Here is a 16824-nt window from a genome sequence, read left to right on the forward strand (position 1 = left end):
CCTCGGGCGAGGTGGTCCGGATTGGGGATCGGGCGGAACGTCAGCGGCGACGCAGGACGACGGTCAGGTTGTTGGCGGGCATCTCCACCAGCTCGTCCAGGGTGAAGCCGATTGCGGCGCCCTCCACCGCGTCCAGGTCGCGCACGCCCCAGGCGGGGTTGCGGGCCTTCAGGTCGGCGTCGAAGGCGGCGTTGCTGGGCGCGCTGTGCCGCCCGCCGCGCGTGAAGGGGCCGTAGAGCAGCAGCGGCCCGCCCGCCGGCAGCAGGCGGGCGGCCCCGGCGAACAGGCCGAGCGCCGCATCCCACGGGGCGATGTGGATCATGTTGATGCAGACCACCGCGTCGGCGTTGCGGACCGGCCAGTCGGCGGCTGCGGCGTCGAGGTCCAGCGGGTCGCGCAGGTTGGCCAGCGCCGCCGCGGCGGCCCAGGAACGGACGCTGTCGCGCAGGCCCGGGTCGGGGTCGCTCGGCTGCCACGTCACGCCGGGCAGCGCCGCGGCGAAGGCGGCGGCGTGCTGGCCGGTGCCGCTCGCGACCTCCAGAACCAGCCCGCGGGGCGGCAGGACGCGGCGCAGCACCTCCAGGATGGGGGCGCGGTTGCGTTCCGTCGCGGGGGCGTGGCGGCGGGAGTCCTCGGGGTGCAGCGGATCGAACATGGCGGCAGGCTACCCGCGCCCGGCGCCCAGGGCAACCGTGGCGGGGCCGGAACGTCCGGCCATCCAGGCTCCGGCGGCGAGGAGAAGCGCGCCGGCCAGCACCGCGGCCGCCGCCCCCAGCAGGGCGGAATCGAAGCTGCCGGTGCGCGCCACCACCAGCCCCGCCGGCACCGGCCCGATGATCTGCCCCAGCCCGTAGACGGCGGTCAGCGCGCCGATGACGCGGGCCGACGCCTCGCCCGACAAGTGGCGCCCCAGCGTGAAGGACAGGGTGACGATGCCGACGAAGGTCCCGCCGAACAGCACGGCCGACAGCAGGGCCGCCGCCGGGGAGCCGGTGATGGGCAGCAGGATGCCGACGGCCTGTACGACGTGGGCGAGGATCAGCGCCCGCCAGAGGCCGAACCGCCGTCCCGCCGCCGCCCAGACGATGCCGGACGGCATGGCGGCCAGACCGGTGACCATCCAGGCCGCGGCGCCGAGCTGCGCCGTCTCCGGCATCGTCTTCAGGATGGCGACCAGGAAGGTGCCGGTGACGATGTAGCCGGCCCCCTCCAGGAAATAGGCCAGAGTCAGCAGGATCATCGGCGCGGAGGGCGGGCCGGAGGGTCGGGCGGCGGGTCGGGCGGCGGCGTGGCGGGTCTCGTGCGGCGGGTCGCTCACCCACAGCCAGGACAGGGTGCCGAAGCCCAGGCAGGCCAAGCCCAGCCACAGCCAGTCGCCGCGCCAGCCCAGCCGGTCGCCCATCACGGCGACGAACAGGCCGCTCGACGCGATGCCGAGGCCGACGCCGGTGTAGAGCCAGCCGGTCCAGGACTCCCGCCCGGCGCGGGCCAGCGCGTCCAGCGTCATGGCGATGCCCAGGATGAACAGGCCGGCGCTGGCCAGCCCGGAGACGAAGCGCAGCACGGCCCAGGCCGCCATGCCCTCGGTGAAGCCCATGCCGGCGGTGGAGGTGACGCTGGCGATCAGCGCGGTGCGGAAGACGGCGGTGCGCGCCGCGCCCTGCGGCACCAGACCGGCGCCCAGCGCCCCCAGGAAATAGCCGAGGTAGTTCAGCGAGGCGAGCAGTCCGGCGGCGTCGGTGCCCAGCCCGGTGGCCGCCTGCATCGCCGGCAGGATCGGCGTGAAGGCGAAGCGCCCCACCCCCATGGAGATGACCAGCACCAGCACGCCGCCGATCAGCACCCGGACCATGGCTTCCTCCCGCAGGGTCGTGTTTTTCGTGTGCGCCCATCCTCGCGCGGTGGAACCCTCATTTCTAATGATTTGTTTCGATGCTATGCTTCACTGTGAGTGATGGGAGATGTCCGGATCGGGGAGGGGGGCGATGGACCTCGCGGGCCTGCGGGTGGTGAAGGCGGTGGCGGACACCGGCAGCGTCAGCCGGGCGGCGGAGACGCTGAACTGCGTCCAGTCCAACGTGACGGCGCGGCTGAAGCGGCTGGAGGAGGATCTCGGCGTGCCGCTGTTCCTGCGGCTCAGCCGGGGCATGGCGCCGACGCCGGCCGGGCGGGTGCTGGCCGACTACGCCGACCGCGTGCTGCGCCTCGTCGCCCAGGCGCGCGACGCGGTGGCCGACGCGGCGGGGCGGGGCGGGCGGCTGTCCGTCGGCACCATGGAGACGACCGCCGCCGTGCGGCTGCCGCCGATCCTCGCCCGCTTCCACGCGGAGAACCCGGACGTCGATCTGACCATCGTCCCCGGCCCCACCGAAACCATGCTGGGGGAGGTGCTGGCCGGACGCATCGACGGCGCCTTCGTCTCGGGAGCCGTGGAGCATCCGGAACTGGTCAGCCAGCCCGTCTTCGAGGAGGAGCTGGTGCTGGTCGAACCGGCCAGCGGCATCACCAGCGAGTCGGGGCGGAACACCCTGCTGGCCTTCCGGCGCGGCTGCGCCTACCGCGCGCGGGCGGAGACGGCGATGCGCGAGGCCGGGCGGGTCCCCTACCGGGTGATGGAGTTCGGAGCGCTGGAGGCCATCCTGGGCTGCGTCGGCGCCGGCATGGGCGTCACCGTCCTGCCCCGCGTCGTGGTGGAGCGGGAGCCCTGGCGCGGCCTGTTCACCGCCCGTCCGCTGCCGCCGGAACTGGCGCGCATGCCCACCCGTTTCGTCCGGCGGGTGGATTCCATGGAGACGGTGGCGCTGCGCACCTTCCTGGAGGCGGTCGCGGAGGGGAATATGGAGGGTGGGGCTGCGTCGCATGCGCCCACACAACCGGCGGGGTTGATCCCGTCTCGGGCGGCGTGCTAGGCAAGCGCCGCGGTCGGGCCATGGTCCTTTCATGACCTCAGCCGCGCCCACGCGCGAGCACGTCAGTCGAAGCGTCCATCGAAGCGACTCGAACCCCGGCGCGTGAACACCGCCGGAACTGGCGAGAACAGCGGAGAACGAATCATGCCCTACGTCGTGACGGAAGACTGCATCAAGTGCAAGTACACCGATTGCGTCGAGGTCTGCCCCGTGGACTGTTTCTACGAGGGCGAGAACATGCTGGTCATCCACCCGGATGAATGCATCGACTGCGGCGTGTGCGAGCCGGAATGCCCGGCCGAGGCCATCGTGCCGGACACCGACGGCCGCGCGGAGAAGTGGATGGAGCTGAACCGCGACTACGCGGCGCAGTGGCCCAACCTGACCCGCAAGAAGGACGCGCTGCCCGACGCCGACGCCATGAAGGGCGTGGACGGCAAGTTCGACAAGTTCTTCTCCCCGAAGGCCGGCGGCTGAGCGGAGTCGGGACTATTGCTGCGCATGGCGTTGTTTTGCCGCCATGCAAAAACGACAGGTCGGCCATCGGCGGGCAACGTCAGAATCCGGACGGCTGCCCGCGCGTAGCCTTTGTAACCCGGCCGTAACATCGCTATAATACGCGCCCGGAGCCGGCCTCAGCGTCATTGCCGGATTTCCCATCGACCAAGGGCTCAGTGCAACAGTGCGCGGCGTGGAGGACCCCATCCCCACGGTGTGTCGTTGTCACCGGGCCTTTTTCGCCCCCTCCACCGGGGCGGCAAAATGGCGCGATCGCGAGAAGTGAGAGCCAACCCAAATGTCGAACAAGCTTGACTTCGAGGCCGGTGACTTCGTCGTCTACCCGGCCCATGGCGTCGGTCGGGTCGAGGGAATCGAGACCCACAGCATCGCTGGCATGGATGTTCAGCTCTACGCGATCACGTTCGAAAAAGAGCGCATGACGCTCAAGGTTCCGGTCGGCAAGGCCAAGGCCGCCGGCCTGCGCCGCCTCAGCACGAAGGACCGCATCAAGGTCGCCCTGGAGACGCTGCAGGGCCGCTCGCGCGTCCGCCGCACGATGTGGAGCCGCCGCGCCCAGGAGTATGAGGCCAAGATCAACTCGGGCGACCCGGTGGCCATCGCGGAGGTCGTGCGCGACCTGTACCGCGGCGCCGACCAGTCCGACCAGTCCTACAGCGAGCGCCAGATCTATCAGGCCGCCCTGGAGCGTCTGGCCCGCGAGCTGGCCGCCGTCGAGAAGATCGACGAGACCAAGGCCACCGAGCGGCTGGAGCTGGTCCTCAAGAAGGCCGCCTGATCCCGGTTCGGCGTCCTTTCCCACGGCGGGGACGGGAACCGGTTCCAGAATGTGATGTTGACGATGAAGGCGCGGCGCTTTGGCCGCGCCTTTGTCTTAAGTTTTCGTCTTTCGCCGGGCCTGCGCGGCGCCTACACTCCCGCCCCCGGCCTTCGCGTGGCCGGTCCGTGACCGCTGGATGGGGTGAGCGTCTCCGGCATGTCTGAAGCGCAGAAATTCATCGATCTCCGGAACCCGCGGCGCATCTGGGCCGTCGGCTCGATCCACGCGCAGACGGACCATCTCCACGCCGTGCACGAGGTGATCGCGGCGCGCTTCCTGCCCGGCGACCGGCTCGTCTATCTCGGCAACATGGTCGGCTGGGGCGAGCGGGTGCTGGAGACGGTGGACGCCCTGCTGGCCTTCCGCACCTGGCTGCTGAGCTGGCGGGGCATGGAGGCCGGCGACATCGTCTATCTGCGCGGCGCGCAGGAGGAGATGTGGCACAAGCTGCTCCAGCTCCAGTTCGCGCCCGATCCGCAGCAGGTGCTCGACTGGATGACCCGCCATGGCGCGGGGGCCACGCTGGCCGCCTATGGCGGCACGGTGGAGCAGGGCATGGCGGCGGCCCGCGGCGGCACCATGACGCTCGGCCGCTGGACCCAGGGGCTGCGTCAGGCGATGCACGCGCATCCCGGTCACGAAAATGTGTTCAACACCCTGCGCCGCGCCGCCTACTGCACCGGCCCGGAGCAGGGGCAGGGCGGCGTGCTGCTGGTCAGCGCCGGCGTGGACATCCGCCGCCCGCTCAACCACCAGGGCGACGCCTTCTGGTGGGGGGCGCCCGGTTTCGCCCAGATGTCAGAGCCTTACGGCGGTTTTGCCCGCGTCGTGCGGGGCTACGACCCGGCCCGCAAGGGCGTCGCCGTAACCGACCGCGTGGCCACTCTCGATGGCAATTGCGGGTTGGGTGGGCACCTCGTCTGTGGATGCCTGTCGCCTTCGGGTGAGATCCTGGACCTGTTCCAGGTCTGACCCATCTCCCTTTTTCCTACCCGTCCTACCCATTCCTTCGGCCTCCGCCACCGAATCCCTTCCGGTGCGGATGATCCGAAACGTCTTGTGCTGCGTATGACGTGCAACAGGGCGAGGGGAAAGGCTGTTGTCCCAACCGTCGGCACCCCATGGCGAACCGGCCGTGATGAACCGACGGATCATTGGACCTGAGGGGGCCTGTCCCTTCGGACTCCGCAGCACAGGGCACGAGCAGCCTGAAACGCGGCCGCCCAGACGGGAAGGAAGGGACGTATGGCTTACATCGACGATCCCGAGACTCAGCGCGCGAATCTGAGTTTCATCAAGGCCTCCATGCGTGAGCCTCTGCTGACGCGCGACCACGAATTCGATCTGGCCCGCAAATGGCGCGAGGGCGGCGACGAACGGGCCCTTCACGAGCTGGTCCGCGCCTACACCCGGCTGGTGGTGGCGACCGCCGCGCGCTTCCGCAACTACGGCCTCCCCATGGGCGACCTCGTGCAGGAAGGCAATGTCGGGCTGATGCAGGCGGCCAGCCGGTTCGAGCCGGACCGCGAGGTGCGCTTTTCCACCTACGCGGCCTGGTGGATCCGCTCGGCCATGCAGGACTACATCCTGCGCAACTGGTCTATCGTCCGCACCGGCACCACCGCCGCGCAGAAGTCGCTGTTCTTCAACCTGCGCCGCCTGCGCGCCCGCATCGAAAGCCTCAACCAGGGCGGCACCGGTTCCGGCAACAGCCTGACCAAGGAAGGGCGGGAGTGGATCGCCGGCGAACTCCAGGTCGACGTGACCGAGGTGGAGGCGATGGAGATGCGCCTGTCCGCCTCCGACCAGTCGCTGAACTCCCCGGTCGCCGACGGCTCCGACGAGGACTGGCAGGACTTTCTGGCCGACCAGCGCCCCTCGCCGGAGGAGGTGGTGATCGGCATGCGCGACAGCCGCACCCGCTCGCAATGGCTGGCCGAGGCGCTGGGCGAACTCAGCCCGCGCGAACGCACGATCATCCAGGAGCGCCGCCTGCGCGAGGAGGGCGCCACCCTGGAGGAGCTGGGCCGCGAGCTGGGGGTGAGCAAGGAGCGGGTGCGCCAGCTCGAACACCGCGCCCTGCTGAAGCTGCGCCAGTCGATGCTGAAGCGGGTGGAGGGGTTCGGGGATCTGCTGGCGGACGCGTAGCCGACCGCTTGCCCCCACCCCGGCCCTCCCCCGCTGTCGCAGGGGAGGGAGTTATCCGCGACGTGGCGGCAGTTCCCTCCCCCGCCCAGCGGGGGAGGGTTAGGGTGGGGGCAAGCGGTCGGCCTACGCCTTCTCTTCCTCCCGAACCGCTCCGGCGCCATCCCCTCCGCCTTTCTCTCCCTCGCCGTCCAGGGTGACCCGCCACACCTCGGTCGTGCCGGTGCGGCCGCGGAGCGTGCGGTCGCCGACGCAGTCCAGCGGAGCGGCGCCGTCGCCCTGGAAGGCGGTGGCGGCGCTGGACAGGACGATGACCTCCTCGTCCCCCTGCAGGGCGGAGGCCAGCTCCTCGATGCGGGCGGCGACGTTCACCGTGTCGCCGACGATGGTGTAGTTGATCCGGCTCTCGGACCCGATGTTGCCCACCACGACCGGCCCGGAATGCAGGCCGATCCGCACGCGGATCGGCGGAAGCCCCTCCGCCGCGCGGCGGCGGTTGCCCGCGCGCACGGCGCGGGTGATGGCGTGGGCGGCGCGCAGCGCGCGGGCGGCGTGGTCCGGCTGCTCCTCCGGCGCGCCCCAGAAGGCCATGATGGCGTCGCCGATGAACTTGTCCACCGTGCCGCCCTCCGCCTCGATGCAGTTGGCGAGCAGGGTGAAATGCTCGTTCAACAGGGCGGCGGTGTCGGCGGCCCCCATATGCTCGGCCATGCGGGAGAAGCCGCGGATGTCGGTGAACATCACCGTCACCTCCCGCTCCTCCGACTGGAAGCTGGTCAGGCCGCCGCGGCGGTGCATCAGCCGCAGCACCAGCGCCTTGGGCACATAGGTCTCGAACCAGCGCAGCCCGGCGACCATGGCGTTGAAGGCGCTGTTGGCGCGGGCCAGCTCGCGCAGGCGCGAATCGGGCAGCTCGGAAATATCGCGGAACTCGAAGGTCCGGACACGGTCGGCGGCCTCGGCCAGACGGGCCACCTGGGTGCTGATGCGCCGTCCGACGATCAGCGCCACCGCCACCGAGATCAGCAGGATGCCCAGCCCGGCGAGGCCGGTGGTGTAGAGGCGGCGGACCTCCGCGCTGGCCTCGTTGGCGCGGAAGCTGATGCCGATGGTCCAGTCCTGCTGGCCGTAGCCGGCCATGCTGCGCATCAGGAACAGGTAATCCTCGTCCAGCACGTTGACGATCCGGCCCTCCACCCGCTTCTTCAGGGCGTCCACCGGCTGGCCGGTCTGCCACAGCGCCGCCAGCGCCGGATCGGCCACCTGGTCGATGCGCGGCAGGGGCGGGCCGTCGGTCTTGGCGGAGAAGTCGAACTTCATGCCGGCCAGCGACGGGTGGGCCAGCACATGCTGCCGGTCGAACAGGACGAAGGCGTTCAGCCCCTGCTCCACATAGAGCGTGGACAGGAAGCGCGACAGGTCGCCCAGCGACACGCCGACGACCACCTGCCCCAGATAGACGCCGTTGCGCCGCACCGGCTGGAACAGGGTGACGAAGCTGGTCCCCGCCTCCTTCGACCACAGGGGGTCGGCCCAGACGGCGGTGGTGCGGTCGGCGCCGTTGCGCAGTTCGGGCGCCAGCTCCGGCTCGTGGTGCAGGTCTTCCCGCCCGATGTGGAGCTGGTTGCCCAGGCGGTCGGCGCGCAGGCCGGTGCGGTCGGGGTGGAAGAAGGCGATGCCCGTGACGTCCGGCGCCCCGGCCAGCGCGCCGCGCAGCGTGTCCTGGAGCGAGCGCGAATCGGCGGGGTCCAGCTCCCCCCGCTCCATCAGTCCGGCCACGAAACGGGCCATGTCCCGCGCGGGGTTGAGCTGGTTGCGGATGCGCACCTCCACCCCCGACAAGGCGAGGTCGGCGCGGTCGTTCAACAGGGTGAAGGTGTTCCGGCTGGCGCTGACGAGGCCGAGCACCAGCACGCTCGCCACCGCCAGCAGCATCAGCGACCCGAAGCCCGCCACCAGCACCGCCGCGATGGGCAGGCGCAGGCGCGGACGGCCCAGCGCGGGCGGGCGCGTCCGGCGCGGACCACCCTTCTTGCGCACGGCCTCCTTCAGTCCGGAGACGCGCAAGCCGGTTCGCGGAAAACGCCGTTTGGTGGGGTGGTCAGCCATGGCGCGGAGCCTACAGGACGCACGCGGCCATCGGCAATCGGCCATCGCGCCGCGTCCTGTAACGGTCACCCGCTCACCGTTCGGGACTTTGTCAGCCGGTGATGATCTTCACCGGACGTCCGGGCTGGATCGGTGTGCCCGGCGGCAGATCGTTGATGATCCGGAACAACTCCTCCGCGTAGGGCTCCCGCGGCATCTGGCGGACGAAGCTCTCCACGCTGTCGCCGGGGCGGGCGGTCTGCACGCGGATGCGCCTGGGCTGGTAGGAGGCGGCCTCCTGTTGGGTCAGCCGGCGGAAGCTGATGGCGGTCTGGCGGAAGTCGGAGTCGAAGCGCGACAGCGCGCCGCCGGGGGCCAGGAAGGTGAAGCGGTAGAGCGTGCCGGAGTCGGCGCGGATGGCGACCAGCCGCACGTCCACCGCCCCGGCGTCGGTCTTGCCCTGGGTCAGCGCGGTGGCCGCCGGCATGCCGTTGACGGTGAAGGATTGCAGGTCCCGCAACGGCGCCCCCTGCGCCCAGGTGCCGCTCAGATAGGCGGCGGGGTCGCGCACGCCCGGCGCCTTGCCGCCGTCGAAGACGGCCCCATCAAAAACAAGGGCGCCGCCGTTGGGACCCTTGGCGATCACCTGCTCCGCCCCGTTGAGCAGGCTGAAGCCCTGCGGCACGTCGAAGGCGATGCCCAGCTGCGGGTGGGCGAAGGTCCGGCCGCGGACGAAGCCGTTCTCCGGGCTGTCGCCGTAGATCACCCCGTCCATCGCCGCCATGTAGGGGGCGACGGGCCGCGCCCCGCGGGGCAGCTCGCGGGCGATGGCCGCCGCCTCGTCGACGCGCGACGCGGTCTGCGGGTGGGTGGCGAAGAAGTCGAAGCCGCCCTCTCCCGCACCCTTGCCGGAGCGCAGGCCGGTATACTGGGTGTCGCGGCGCATGGTCTCCAGGAAGGTCGCCATGGCGAAGGGGTCGTATCCGGCGCGGTGCAGATACTCGATGCCCAGCCGGTCGGCCTCCGTCTCCTGGCCGCGGGAGTAGCGGGCGAGCAGGGCGGTGCCGCCGATGTTGGCGATCTGCGCCAGCTCCGGGCTGCCCAGCACGAGGCCGATCCCGGCGGCGAGCAGCCCGGCGATGGTCTGGTTGGTCTGCCGCTCCTGGCCATGGTGGGCGATGACGTGGCCGATCTCGTGCCCCAGCACGCTCGCCACCTCCGCCTCGTCCTTGGCGAGCGCCAGCAGGCCGCGGGTGATGTAGACGTAGCCGCCGGGCAGGGCGAAGGCGTTGACCACGTCGCTGTCCAGCACGGTGAAGGTCCAGGGGCCGGAGCGGTCGGTCTGGGCGGCCAGCCGGTTGCCGATGCCGGTGATGTAGGCCTGCAGCCGCTGGTCGGGGTAGGCCCCGCCATACTGGGCGAGGATCTTGGGATGCTCCTGCGCGCCGATCGACTCCTCGCTGCCGCCGAGGAGCTGGGCGCTGGCCGGGGCACAGGCCGAAGTGAGCAGCAGGACCGCCAGCGCCGCGGCGGCGATCCGGCGCAGCGGGGATGATGACTGCATTCGCGATCCCCTCTCCCCCCTGGGGAGAGGGTCAGGGTGAGGGGCGCGCGCTTGTGCCGGACCTCCCGCCACGCGCACCCCCCTCACCGGCCCTCCGGGCCACCCTCTCCCCAGGGGGAAGAGGATTGGATCGGCCGGTTGCCTTGGCGGAGACAGGGAGGACGGCTTGCGTTCGGGCGTCGGTTCGGGCGTCATGAGTCGTCATATCGGAAGGGGGCTCGCAGAGATCAAACTCCCCATCCGCTCCGCCTGTTCCACCGCTCCATGCCCACACCCGCCATGCCGCGCCGCATTCCTTCGCTGATGCTGTCCGCCCTGCTGCTGATGGCGAACACCGCCGGGCCGCCGGAGCTGCGCGTCGCCGCGGTGACCGACGGCGCGACTCTGCTGCTGGAGGACGGGCGCAGCCTGCGTCTGGCCGGCATCGAGCCCGCCGCACCACCCATGGGGGCGGAGCCGGGCGATCCCTGGCCTCTGGCCGAGGCGGCGCGGCAGGCGCTGGCGGAGCTGGCCGTCGGGCAGCGCCTGACGGTGCGGGGGGAGGCGCGAACCGACCGGCACGGGCGGCTGCTGGCCCAGCTGGTGCGCGGCGACGGGCTGTGGCTCCAGGGGGAACTGCTGACGCGCGGCCTCGCCCGCGTGCACACCCGGCCCGACGCCCGCGCCCTGGCCGGCGAGATGCTGGCGGCGGAGGCCGGGGCGCGGGCGGCCGGGCGCGGCATCTGGCGGACCCGCGCCTACGCCGTGCGACCCGCCGACCCGGACGCGCTGCGCCGGGACCGCGACAGCTTCCAGATCGTCGAGGGGCGGGTGCTGCGGGTGAGCAAGGCGGGCGGCGACGCCTATCTGGATTTCGGCGAGGACTGGCGGACCGACGTCACGGTGCACATCGGGCGCACCGCGTTGCGCGCGTTCGTGGCCGCCGGCATCGACCCGCTGTCCTACGAGGGGCGGGTCGTCCGGGTGCGCGGCTGGGTGGGCCTGCGCGCCGGCCCGCTGATCGAGGCGACCCATCCCGAACAGATCGAGCGGCTGGACGGGGCGGCATCGCCCGCCCGCGCCGCACGAGACAATTCGTCCCCGCCGCCGGAGCCTTCCGACGACGAGGACGAGGAGTGAGCCAGTGGCGGAGGCCGGGCCGGCGCCCTACACTCGCTTGAAGGACCGGCATCGGGAATGATTGGGCCGGATTCCTTGGATCGGCTACTCTGGGGGCCGCAAGACCCGGCCCGGACTGACAGGACCTCTTCATGCCCCGCAGCGAGCTTTTCCCGCCCATCGACCCCTACCAGACCGGCTTCCTGCCCGTGGACGAGATCCACACCCTTTATTGGGAGCAGTCGGGCAACCCGCGCGGCGTGCCGGTGCTGTTCCTGCATGGCGGGCCGGGGGCGGGCGCCTCGCCGACGCACCGGCGCTTCTTCGATCCCGGCCATTACCGCATCGTCGTGATGGACCAGCGCGGGGCGGGCCGCTCCACCCCGCTGGGCGAGGTCCGGCGCAACACGACCGAGCTGCTGGTGGAGGACGCCGAACGGCTGCGCCGCCATCTCGGGATCGAGCGCTGGCTGCTGTTCGGCGGAAGCTGGGGATCGACGCTGGCGCTGGCCTACGGACAGACCCACCCGGAACGCTGCCTGGGGCTGATCCTGCGCGGCATCTTCCTGATGCGCAAAGCGGAGATCGACTGGTTCCTCTACTCCATGCGCACGATCTTCCCGGAGGCCTGGGCCACCTTCGCCGCCCACATCCCGCAGGAGGAGCGCGGCGACCTGCTGGAAGCCTACTGGCGGCGGCTCAACGCGCCGGACGCGGCGACCCGCATGGCGGCGGCGCGGGTGTGGAGCATGTATGAGGGTTCCTGCTCCTCGCTGCTGCCCTCGCCGGAGCTGATCGCGACGAGCGCGGAGGACACCCACGCGCTGGGCCTCGCCCGCATCGAGGCGCACTACTTCCGCTCCAACCGCTTCACCCCGGAGGACAGGCTGCTGCGCGACGTGCACCGCATCCGGCACCTGCCGGGGGCGATCGTCCAGGGCCGCTACGACATCGTGTGCCCGATCGCCAGCGCCGACGAGCTGCGCCGCGCCTGGCCGGAAGCCGATTACCGCGTGGTGCCCGACGCCGGCCATTCCGCCATGGAACCGGGCATCCGCGCCGCCCTGGTCCAGGCGACGGAGCGCTTCAAGGAATACCGGTAGGGGAGTACCGGTAGGGGAGTACCGGTAGGGGAGAGGCGGCCGCGCCGGGCCGCCTCATACCTCTCCCGCGATCGCTCCCCCTTGCGTTGCGGCGTGGCCGCGCGTATAACCCTGCGCTCCAACGGGCGGCGAGGCCGGGTCCGAGACCCAGGGCATGCCCAACCGTCAGTCGGGAACATCCAACGCAAGGATTGAAAATGCCCAAGCTGAAGACGAAGAGCGGCGCCAAGAAGCGCTTCAAGGTGACCGCGTCCGGTAAGGTGCGCGCCCAGGCGGCCTTCAAGCGCCACTGCCTGGAGCAGAAGAGCCCGAAGATGAAGCGCAACGCGCGCGGCATGATGACCCTGGCCGAGCCGGACCAGAAGATCGTGCTGAAGAACTGGCTGCGCAACGCTTGATATCGTAAGGGAATCTGAACCATGGCTCGTGTTAAGCGCGGCGTCACCACGCACGCCCGTCACCGCAAGATCCTGAAGCTCGCCAAGGGCTACCGGGGTCGCAACTCCAAGAACTTCCGCATCGCGATTGAGAAGGTCGAAAAGGCCCTTCAATACGCGTATCGCGACCGCCGCAACAAGAAGCGCGATTTCCGCGGCCTGTGGATCCAGCGCATCAACGCCGGTGTGCGCCAGTACGGCCTGACCTACTCGCGCTTCATCAACGGCATCAAGCTGGCCGGCATCGAGATCGACCGCAAGGTCCTGTCGGATCTGGCCGCCCGTGAGCCGGAGGCCTTCAAGGCCATCGTCGATCAGGCCCAGGCCGCTCTCGCCTCCAAGGCCGCCGCCTAAAGGGTTCGCCGCGAAAGCGGAAACCCCGGTCCGGCGCCGGACACGAAAGAAGGGAGCCGTGCCTCTGGGCCGGCTCCCTTTTTCTTTACGCTCGCACTTCCTTATGGCTCGCGGGAAATGACATGCTCGATGCGCTGAAAGACGAACTCCTGTCGCAGGTCAACGCCGCTGGCGACCTCGCGGCCCTCGAAGAGGTGCGGGTCACCGCGCTCGGCAAGAAGGGGCGCATCACCGGCTTCATGAAGGAGCTGGGCGGCCTGTCGCCCGACGAACGGCGCGAGCGCGGCCAGCAGCTCAACGCGCTGAAGGACGAGATCGCCGCGGCCATCGACGGCCGCAAGGCCGACCTCGCCCGCGCCCATCTGGAGGCCCGCCTCCAGGCCGAGCGCATCGACGTCACCCTGCCGGTCCGTCCGGAGACCGAGGGGCGCATCCACCCGATCAGCCAGACCATCGACGAGATGGTGGCGATCTTCGCCGAGATGGGCTTCAGCGTCGCCGAGGGGCCGGACGTCGAGGACGACTTCCACAACTTCACCGCCCTGAACTTCCCGCCGGGCCACCCCGCCCGCGACATGCACGACACCTTCTATCTGCCGGACGCCGGGGACAAGAAGATGCTGCTGCGCACCCACACCAGCCCGGTGCAGGTCCGCACCATGCTGAACAAGAAGCCGCCGATCCGCATCATCGCGCCGGGCCGCACCTACCGGTCCGACTACGACATGACCCACACCCCGATGTTCCACCAGATCGAGGGGCTGGTCATCGACGAGGCGACCCACATGGGGCACCTGAAGGGCTGCCTGATCGAGTTCTGCCGCGCCTTCTTCGACGTGGACGACCTGCCGCTGCGCTTCCGCCCCAGCTTCTTCCCCTTCACCGAACCGTCGGCGGAGGTGGACATCGGCTGCTCCCGCAAGGGCGGCGAGCTGAAGCTCGGCAACTACGGCGACTGGCTGGAGATCCTGGGCTGCGGCATGGTGCACCCCAACGTGCTGGAGGCCTGCGGCATCGACAGCACCAGGTACCAGGGCTTCGCCTTCGGCATGGGGATCGAGCGCGTGGCGATGCTGAAATACGGCATCCCCGACCTGCGCACCTTCTTCGAAGCCGACCTCCGCTGGCTGAAGCATTACGGCTTCGTGCCGCTCGACGTTCCCAGCATGGCCCAGGGCCTGACGCGCTAAAGGAGCCGGACCCATGAAGTTCACGCTGTCCTGGCTGAAGGACCATCTGGAGACCGACGCCACGCTCGACCAGATCGTGGAGAAGCTGACCGCCCTCGGCCTGGAGGTCGAAGGGGTGGAGGACCGCTCGAAGGAGCTGAAGCCCTTCCGCGTCGCCCACGTCGTCTCCGCCGAGAAGCACCCGGACGCCGACAAGCTGCGCGTCCTGGTCGTCGACACCGGCACCGAGAAGCTCCAGGTCGTCTGCGGCGCGCCCAACGCGCGGGCCGGCCTGAAGGGCGTCTTCGCGCCGGAGGGGGCCTACATCCCCGGCTCCGACATCACGCTGAAGAAGGGCGTCATCCGCGGCGTCGAGTCGAACGGCATGATGTGCTCCGAGCGCGAGCTGAAGCTGTCGGAGGAGCACAACGGCATCATCGAGCTGCCCGAGGACGCGCCGGTCGGCGTCGCCTACGCCGAGTATGCGGGGCTGGGCGACCCGGTCATCGACATCAGCCTGACGCCCGACCGCGCCGATTGCGCCGGGGTGCGCGGCATCGCCCGCGACCTCGCCGCCGCCGGTCTCGGCACGCTGAAGCCGCTGGCCGCCGAGCCGGTCAAGGGCGCCTTCGCCAGCCCGTTCGGCGTGACCATCGAGGCGCCCGACGCCTGCCCGATGTATGTCGGCCGCTATTTCCGCGGCGTGAAGAACGGCCCGTCGCCCAAGTGGCTGCACGACAAGCTGGTCGCCATCGGCCTGCGCCCGATCTCCGCGCTGGTGGACATCACCAACTTCATCACCTTCGACCTGTCGCGCCCGCTGCACGCCTTCGACGCCGACAAGGTCAAGGGCGGCATCGTCGTCCGCATGGCCCGCGAGGGCGAGACGCTGGCGGCGCTGAACGGCAAGGAATACACGCTCGACCCGAGCATGACGGTCATCGCCGACCATGAACGGGCCGAGGCGCTGGGCGGCATCATCGGCGGCGAGGCATCGGGCTGCACCGAGACGACGGTCAACGTCTTCCTGGAGGCGGCGATCTTCGACACCGTGCGCACGGCGCAGACGGGCCGCAAGCTCGGCATCGAGTCGGACGCCCGCTACCGGCTGGAGCGCGGCGTCGATCCGGCGGCGGTCGTGTCGGGGATGGAGCGGGCCACCCGCCTGATCCTGGAGATCTGCGGCGGCGAGGCCTCCGACCTCGTGATCGCCGGCGAGGAGCCGCAGTGGCGCCGCACCCTGACGCTGCGTCCGGGCCGCGTCGCCGCCCTGGGCGGCGTCAACGTGCCGCGCGACGAGCAGACCCGCATCCTGATCGACCTCGGCTGCGAGATCGTCGGCGAGGAGGTGGACGGCACGCTGCGCGTCGTCCCCCCCTCCTGGCGCGCCGACATCCACGGCGAGGCCGATCTGGTCGAGGAGGTGCTGCGCATCCACGGCTTCGACGCCATCCCGGCCACCCCGCTGCCGCGCGACAGCGTGCTGACCCGCCCGGCCCTGACCACCAAGCAGCGCCGCGTCGGGCTGACCAAGCGCACGCTGGCCGTCCGCGGCCTGTCGGAGGCCGTCACCTGGTCCTTCATGGCCGGTCCGGTGGCCGAGCTGTTCGGCGGCGTCGGCGAGGGGCTGACGCTGGTCAACCCGATCAGCGCCGACCTGGACGTGATGCGCCCGTCGATCCTCGGCAACCTGATCCAGGCCGCCGGGCGCAACGCCGACCGCGGCTACGCCGACGTCGGCCTGTTCGAGGTCGGCCCGGCCTTCCGCAAGCCGTCGCCGGACGGGCAGGACATCGTGGCCGCCGGCATCCGCGCCGGCAACGCCGTGCCGCGCCATTGGGCGGAGAAGGCCCGCGGCGTCGACGCCTATGACGCCAAGGCCGATGCGCTGGCCGTGCTGGAGGCCGCCGGCGCGCCGGTGACCAACCTGCAGGTCACCACCGACGCGCCGGGCTGGTACCATCCGGGCCGCTCGGGCGTGCTGCGCCTCGGCCCGACGGTGATGGCCCGCTTCGGCGAGATCCACCCGACCGTTCTCGGCACGCTGGGCGTGAAGGGGCCGGTGGTCGGCTTCGAGGTGTTCCTCGACGCCATCCCGCTGCCCAAGAAGAAGGGCGGCACGGCGCGTCCGCTGGTCCAGCTCTCGCCCTTCCAGCCGCTGGAGCGTGACTTCGCCTTCGTCGTCGGCAAGGACGTGGAGGCCGACAAGCTGATCCGCGCCGCCAAGGGCGCCGACAAGGCGCTGGTCAAGGACGTGACCGTCTTCGACGTCTACCAGGGCGCGAACCTGGAGGAGGGCAAGAAGTCCGTCGCCCTCTCCGTCACGCTCCAGCCGACCGAGCGGACCCTGACCGAGCCGGAGATCGAGGCCATCGGCCAGAAGATCGTCGCCGCGGTCGCCAAGGCCACGGGCGGCAGCCTGCGCAGCTGACGTCGGCGCATCCAAAGGCTGCGGATCCGGAAAAGGATTCAATTTCGTAAGACAAAGTTCGGGCCTCCGCCGCAAGGCGGGGGCCCTTTGTTTTTCGATGTCCAGATGGAACGGCTTCCGATCTGGACAGTTCAAAGGATTGTTCCGGCCCCGACATGTCTGGATTCGCGGGACACGCTGCGGCCCG

At 70.6% G+C, this 16824-nt stretch carries 15 protein-coding genes; 11 read left to right on the plus strand and 4 right to left on the minus strand.

The features are described 5' to 3' along the window. Positions 1–40: 40 nt before the first annotated feature. On the minus strand, positions 41–655 hold the full coding sequence (locus TSH58p_RS11960) for a DUF938 domain-containing protein (RefSeq protein WP_109072663.1): 615 nt from the start codon (positions 653–655) through the stop codon (positions 41–43). A 9-nt stretch (positions 656–664) separates the two neighbouring features. Further along, positions 665–1852: a YbfB/YjiJ family MFS transporter gene (locus TSH58p_RS11965; RefSeq protein ID WP_109072664.1), complete on the minus strand. Its 1188-nt coding sequence runs from the start codon at positions 1850–1852 to the stop codon at positions 665–667. Between the two features lie 133 nt (positions 1853–1985). On the opposite strand from TSH58p_RS11965, the gene TSH58p_RS11970 reads away from it, so the two are divergent. The 5 genes from TSH58p_RS11970 to TSH58p_RS11990 all read left to right on the plus strand — a co-directional run bounded on the left by TSH58p_RS11970 (position 1986) and on the right by TSH58p_RS11990 (position 6396). Further along, positions 1986–2909, plus strand: a complete 924-nt coding sequence (locus TSH58p_RS11970; protein ID WP_109072665.1) for a LysR family transcriptional regulator — start codon at positions 1986–1988, stop codon at positions 2907–2909. 144 nt (positions 2910–3053) lie between these two features. Then, entirely contained in the window at positions 3054–3386 is a 333-nt protein-coding gene (gene fdxA / locus TSH58p_RS11975) for a ferredoxin FdxA (protein WP_014238741.1), read from the plus strand. A gap of 319 nt (positions 3387–3705) precedes the next feature. Further along, complete coding sequence (locus TSH58p_RS11980; RefSeq protein WP_014238739.1) at positions 3706–4206, plus strand: CarD family transcriptional regulator; 501 nt, start codon at positions 3706–3708, stop codon at positions 4204–4206. Between the two features lie 198 nt (positions 4207–4404). Next, the gene (locus TSH58p_RS11985) at positions 4405–5220 is read left to right on the plus strand and encodes a hypothetical protein (protein WP_109072666.1); all 816 of its coding nucleotides are present in this window, start codon (positions 4405–4407) and stop codon (positions 5218–5220) included. A gap of 273 nt (positions 5221–5493) precedes the next feature. Further along, on the plus strand, positions 5494–6396 hold the full coding sequence (locus TSH58p_RS11990) for an RNA polymerase factor sigma-32 (protein WP_109072667.1): 903 nt from the start codon (positions 5494–5496) through the stop codon (positions 6394–6396). Between the two features lie 123 nt (positions 6397–6519). Here TSH58p_RS11990 and TSH58p_RS11995 read toward each other — a convergent pair whose 3' ends face one another. Both TSH58p_RS11995 and TSH58p_RS12000 read right to left on the minus strand, forming a co-directional pair. Continuing rightward, a complete protein-coding gene (locus TSH58p_RS11995) occupies positions 6520–8502 on the minus strand; it encodes an adenylate/guanylate cyclase domain-containing protein (protein ID WP_109072668.1) in 1983 nt (660 codons plus the stop codon). A 91-nt stretch (positions 8503–8593) separates the two neighbouring features. Further along, on the minus strand, positions 8594–10045 hold the full coding sequence (locus TSH58p_RS12000) for a M48 family metalloprotease (RefSeq protein ID WP_247874301.1): 1452 nt from the start codon (positions 10043–10045) through the stop codon (positions 8594–8596). 264 nt (positions 10046–10309) lie between these two features. Between TSH58p_RS12000 and TSH58p_RS12005 the strand changes: the two genes are divergently transcribed. The 6 genes from TSH58p_RS12005 to pheT all read left to right on the plus strand — a co-directional run bounded on the left by TSH58p_RS12005 (position 10310) and on the right by pheT (position 16637). Continuing rightward, complete coding sequence (locus tag TSH58p_RS12005) at positions 10310–11164, plus strand: thermonuclease family protein (RefSeq protein WP_247874302.1); 855 nt, start codon at positions 10310–10312, stop codon at positions 11162–11164. A gap of 131 nt (positions 11165–11295) precedes the next feature. After that, complete coding sequence (gene pip / locus TSH58p_RS12010) at positions 11296–12246, plus strand: prolyl aminopeptidase (protein WP_109072670.1); 951 nt, start codon at positions 11296–11298, stop codon at positions 12244–12246. 197 nt (positions 12247–12443) lie between these two features. Further along, positions 12444–12644, plus strand: a complete 201-nt coding sequence (gene rpmI, locus TSH58p_RS12015) for a 50S ribosomal protein L35 (RefSeq protein ID WP_094301526.1) — start codon at positions 12444–12446, stop codon at positions 12642–12644. A 21-nt stretch (positions 12645–12665) separates the two neighbouring features. Beyond that, positions 12666–13037, plus strand: coding sequence for a 50S ribosomal protein L20 (rplT, locus tag TSH58p_RS12020; protein WP_014238729.1), 372 nt, complete (start codon positions 12666–12668; stop codon positions 13035–13037). 122 nt (positions 13038–13159) lie between these two features. Continuing rightward, positions 13160–14227, plus strand: coding sequence for a phenylalanine--tRNA ligase subunit alpha (gene pheS / locus TSH58p_RS12025; protein ID WP_109072671.1), 1068 nt, complete (start codon positions 13160–13162; stop codon positions 14225–14227). A 13-nt stretch (positions 14228–14240) separates the two neighbouring features. Then, the gene (pheT, locus tag TSH58p_RS12030) at positions 14241–16637 is read left to right on the plus strand and encodes a phenylalanine--tRNA ligase subunit beta (protein ID WP_109072672.1); all 2397 of its coding nucleotides are present in this window, start codon (positions 14241–14243) and stop codon (positions 16635–16637) included. The last annotated feature ends 187 nt before the right edge of the window (positions 16638–16824 follow it).

The organism is Azospirillum sp. TSH58, from assembly GCF_003119115.1.
Classification (GTDB): Bacteria; Pseudomonadota; Alphaproteobacteria; order Azospirillales; family Azospirillaceae; genus Azospirillum.

What these genes read in the sequence shown, in the direction of transcription:
- TSH58p_RS11960 (WP_109072663.1), bottom strand. Translation starts at nt 655, where the DNA reads ATGTTCGATCCGCTGCACCCCGAGGACTCCCGCCGCCACGCCCCCGCG.
- TSH58p_RS11965 (WP_109072664.1), bottom strand. Translation starts at nt 1,852, where the DNA reads ATGGTCCGGGTGCTGATCGGCGGCGTGCTGGTGCTGGTCATCTCCATG.
- TSH58p_RS11970 (WP_109072665.1), top strand. Translation starts at nt 1,986, where the DNA reads ATGGACCTCGCGGGCCTGCGGGTGGTGAAGGCGGTGGCGGACACCGGC.
- fdxA (WP_014238741.1), top strand. Translation starts at nt 3,054, where the DNA reads ATGCCCTACGTCGTGACGGAAGACTGCATCAAGTGCAAGTACACCGAT.
- TSH58p_RS11980 (WP_014238739.1), top strand. Translation starts at nt 3,706, where the DNA reads ATGTCGAACAAGCTTGACTTCGAGGCCGGTGACTTCGTCGTCTACCCG.
- TSH58p_RS11985 (WP_109072666.1), top strand. Translation starts at nt 4,405, where the DNA reads ATGTCTGAAGCGCAGAAATTCATCGATCTCCGGAACCCGCGGCGCATC.
- TSH58p_RS11990 (WP_109072667.1), top strand. Translation starts at nt 5,494, where the DNA reads ATGGCTTACATCGACGATCCCGAGACTCAGCGCGCGAATCTGAGTTTC.
- TSH58p_RS11995 (WP_109072668.1), bottom strand. Translation starts at nt 8,502, where the DNA reads ATGGCTGACCACCCCACCAAACGGCGTTTTCCGCGAACCGGCTTGCGC.
- TSH58p_RS12000 (WP_247874301.1), bottom strand. Translation starts at nt 10,045, where the DNA reads ATGCAGTCATCATCCCCGCTGCGCCGGATCGCCGCCGCGGCGCTGGCG.
- TSH58p_RS12005 (WP_247874302.1), top strand. Translation starts at nt 10,310, where the DNA reads ATGCCCACACCCGCCATGCCGCGCCGCATTCCTTCGCTGATGCTGTCC.
- pip (WP_109072670.1), top strand. Translation starts at nt 11,296, where the DNA reads ATGCCCCGCAGCGAGCTTTTCCCGCCCATCGACCCCTACCAGACCGGC.
- rpmI (WP_094301526.1), top strand. Translation starts at nt 12,444, where the DNA reads ATGCCCAAGCTGAAGACGAAGAGCGGCGCCAAGAAGCGCTTCAAGGTG.
- rplT (WP_014238729.1), top strand. Translation starts at nt 12,666, where the DNA reads ATGGCTCGTGTTAAGCGCGGCGTCACCACGCACGCCCGTCACCGCAAG.
- pheS (WP_109072671.1), top strand. Translation starts at nt 13,160, where the DNA reads ATGCTCGATGCGCTGAAAGACGAACTCCTGTCGCAGGTCAACGCCGCT.
- pheT (WP_109072672.1), top strand. Translation starts at nt 14,241, where the DNA reads ATGAAGTTCACGCTGTCCTGGCTGAAGGACCATCTGGAGACCGACGCC.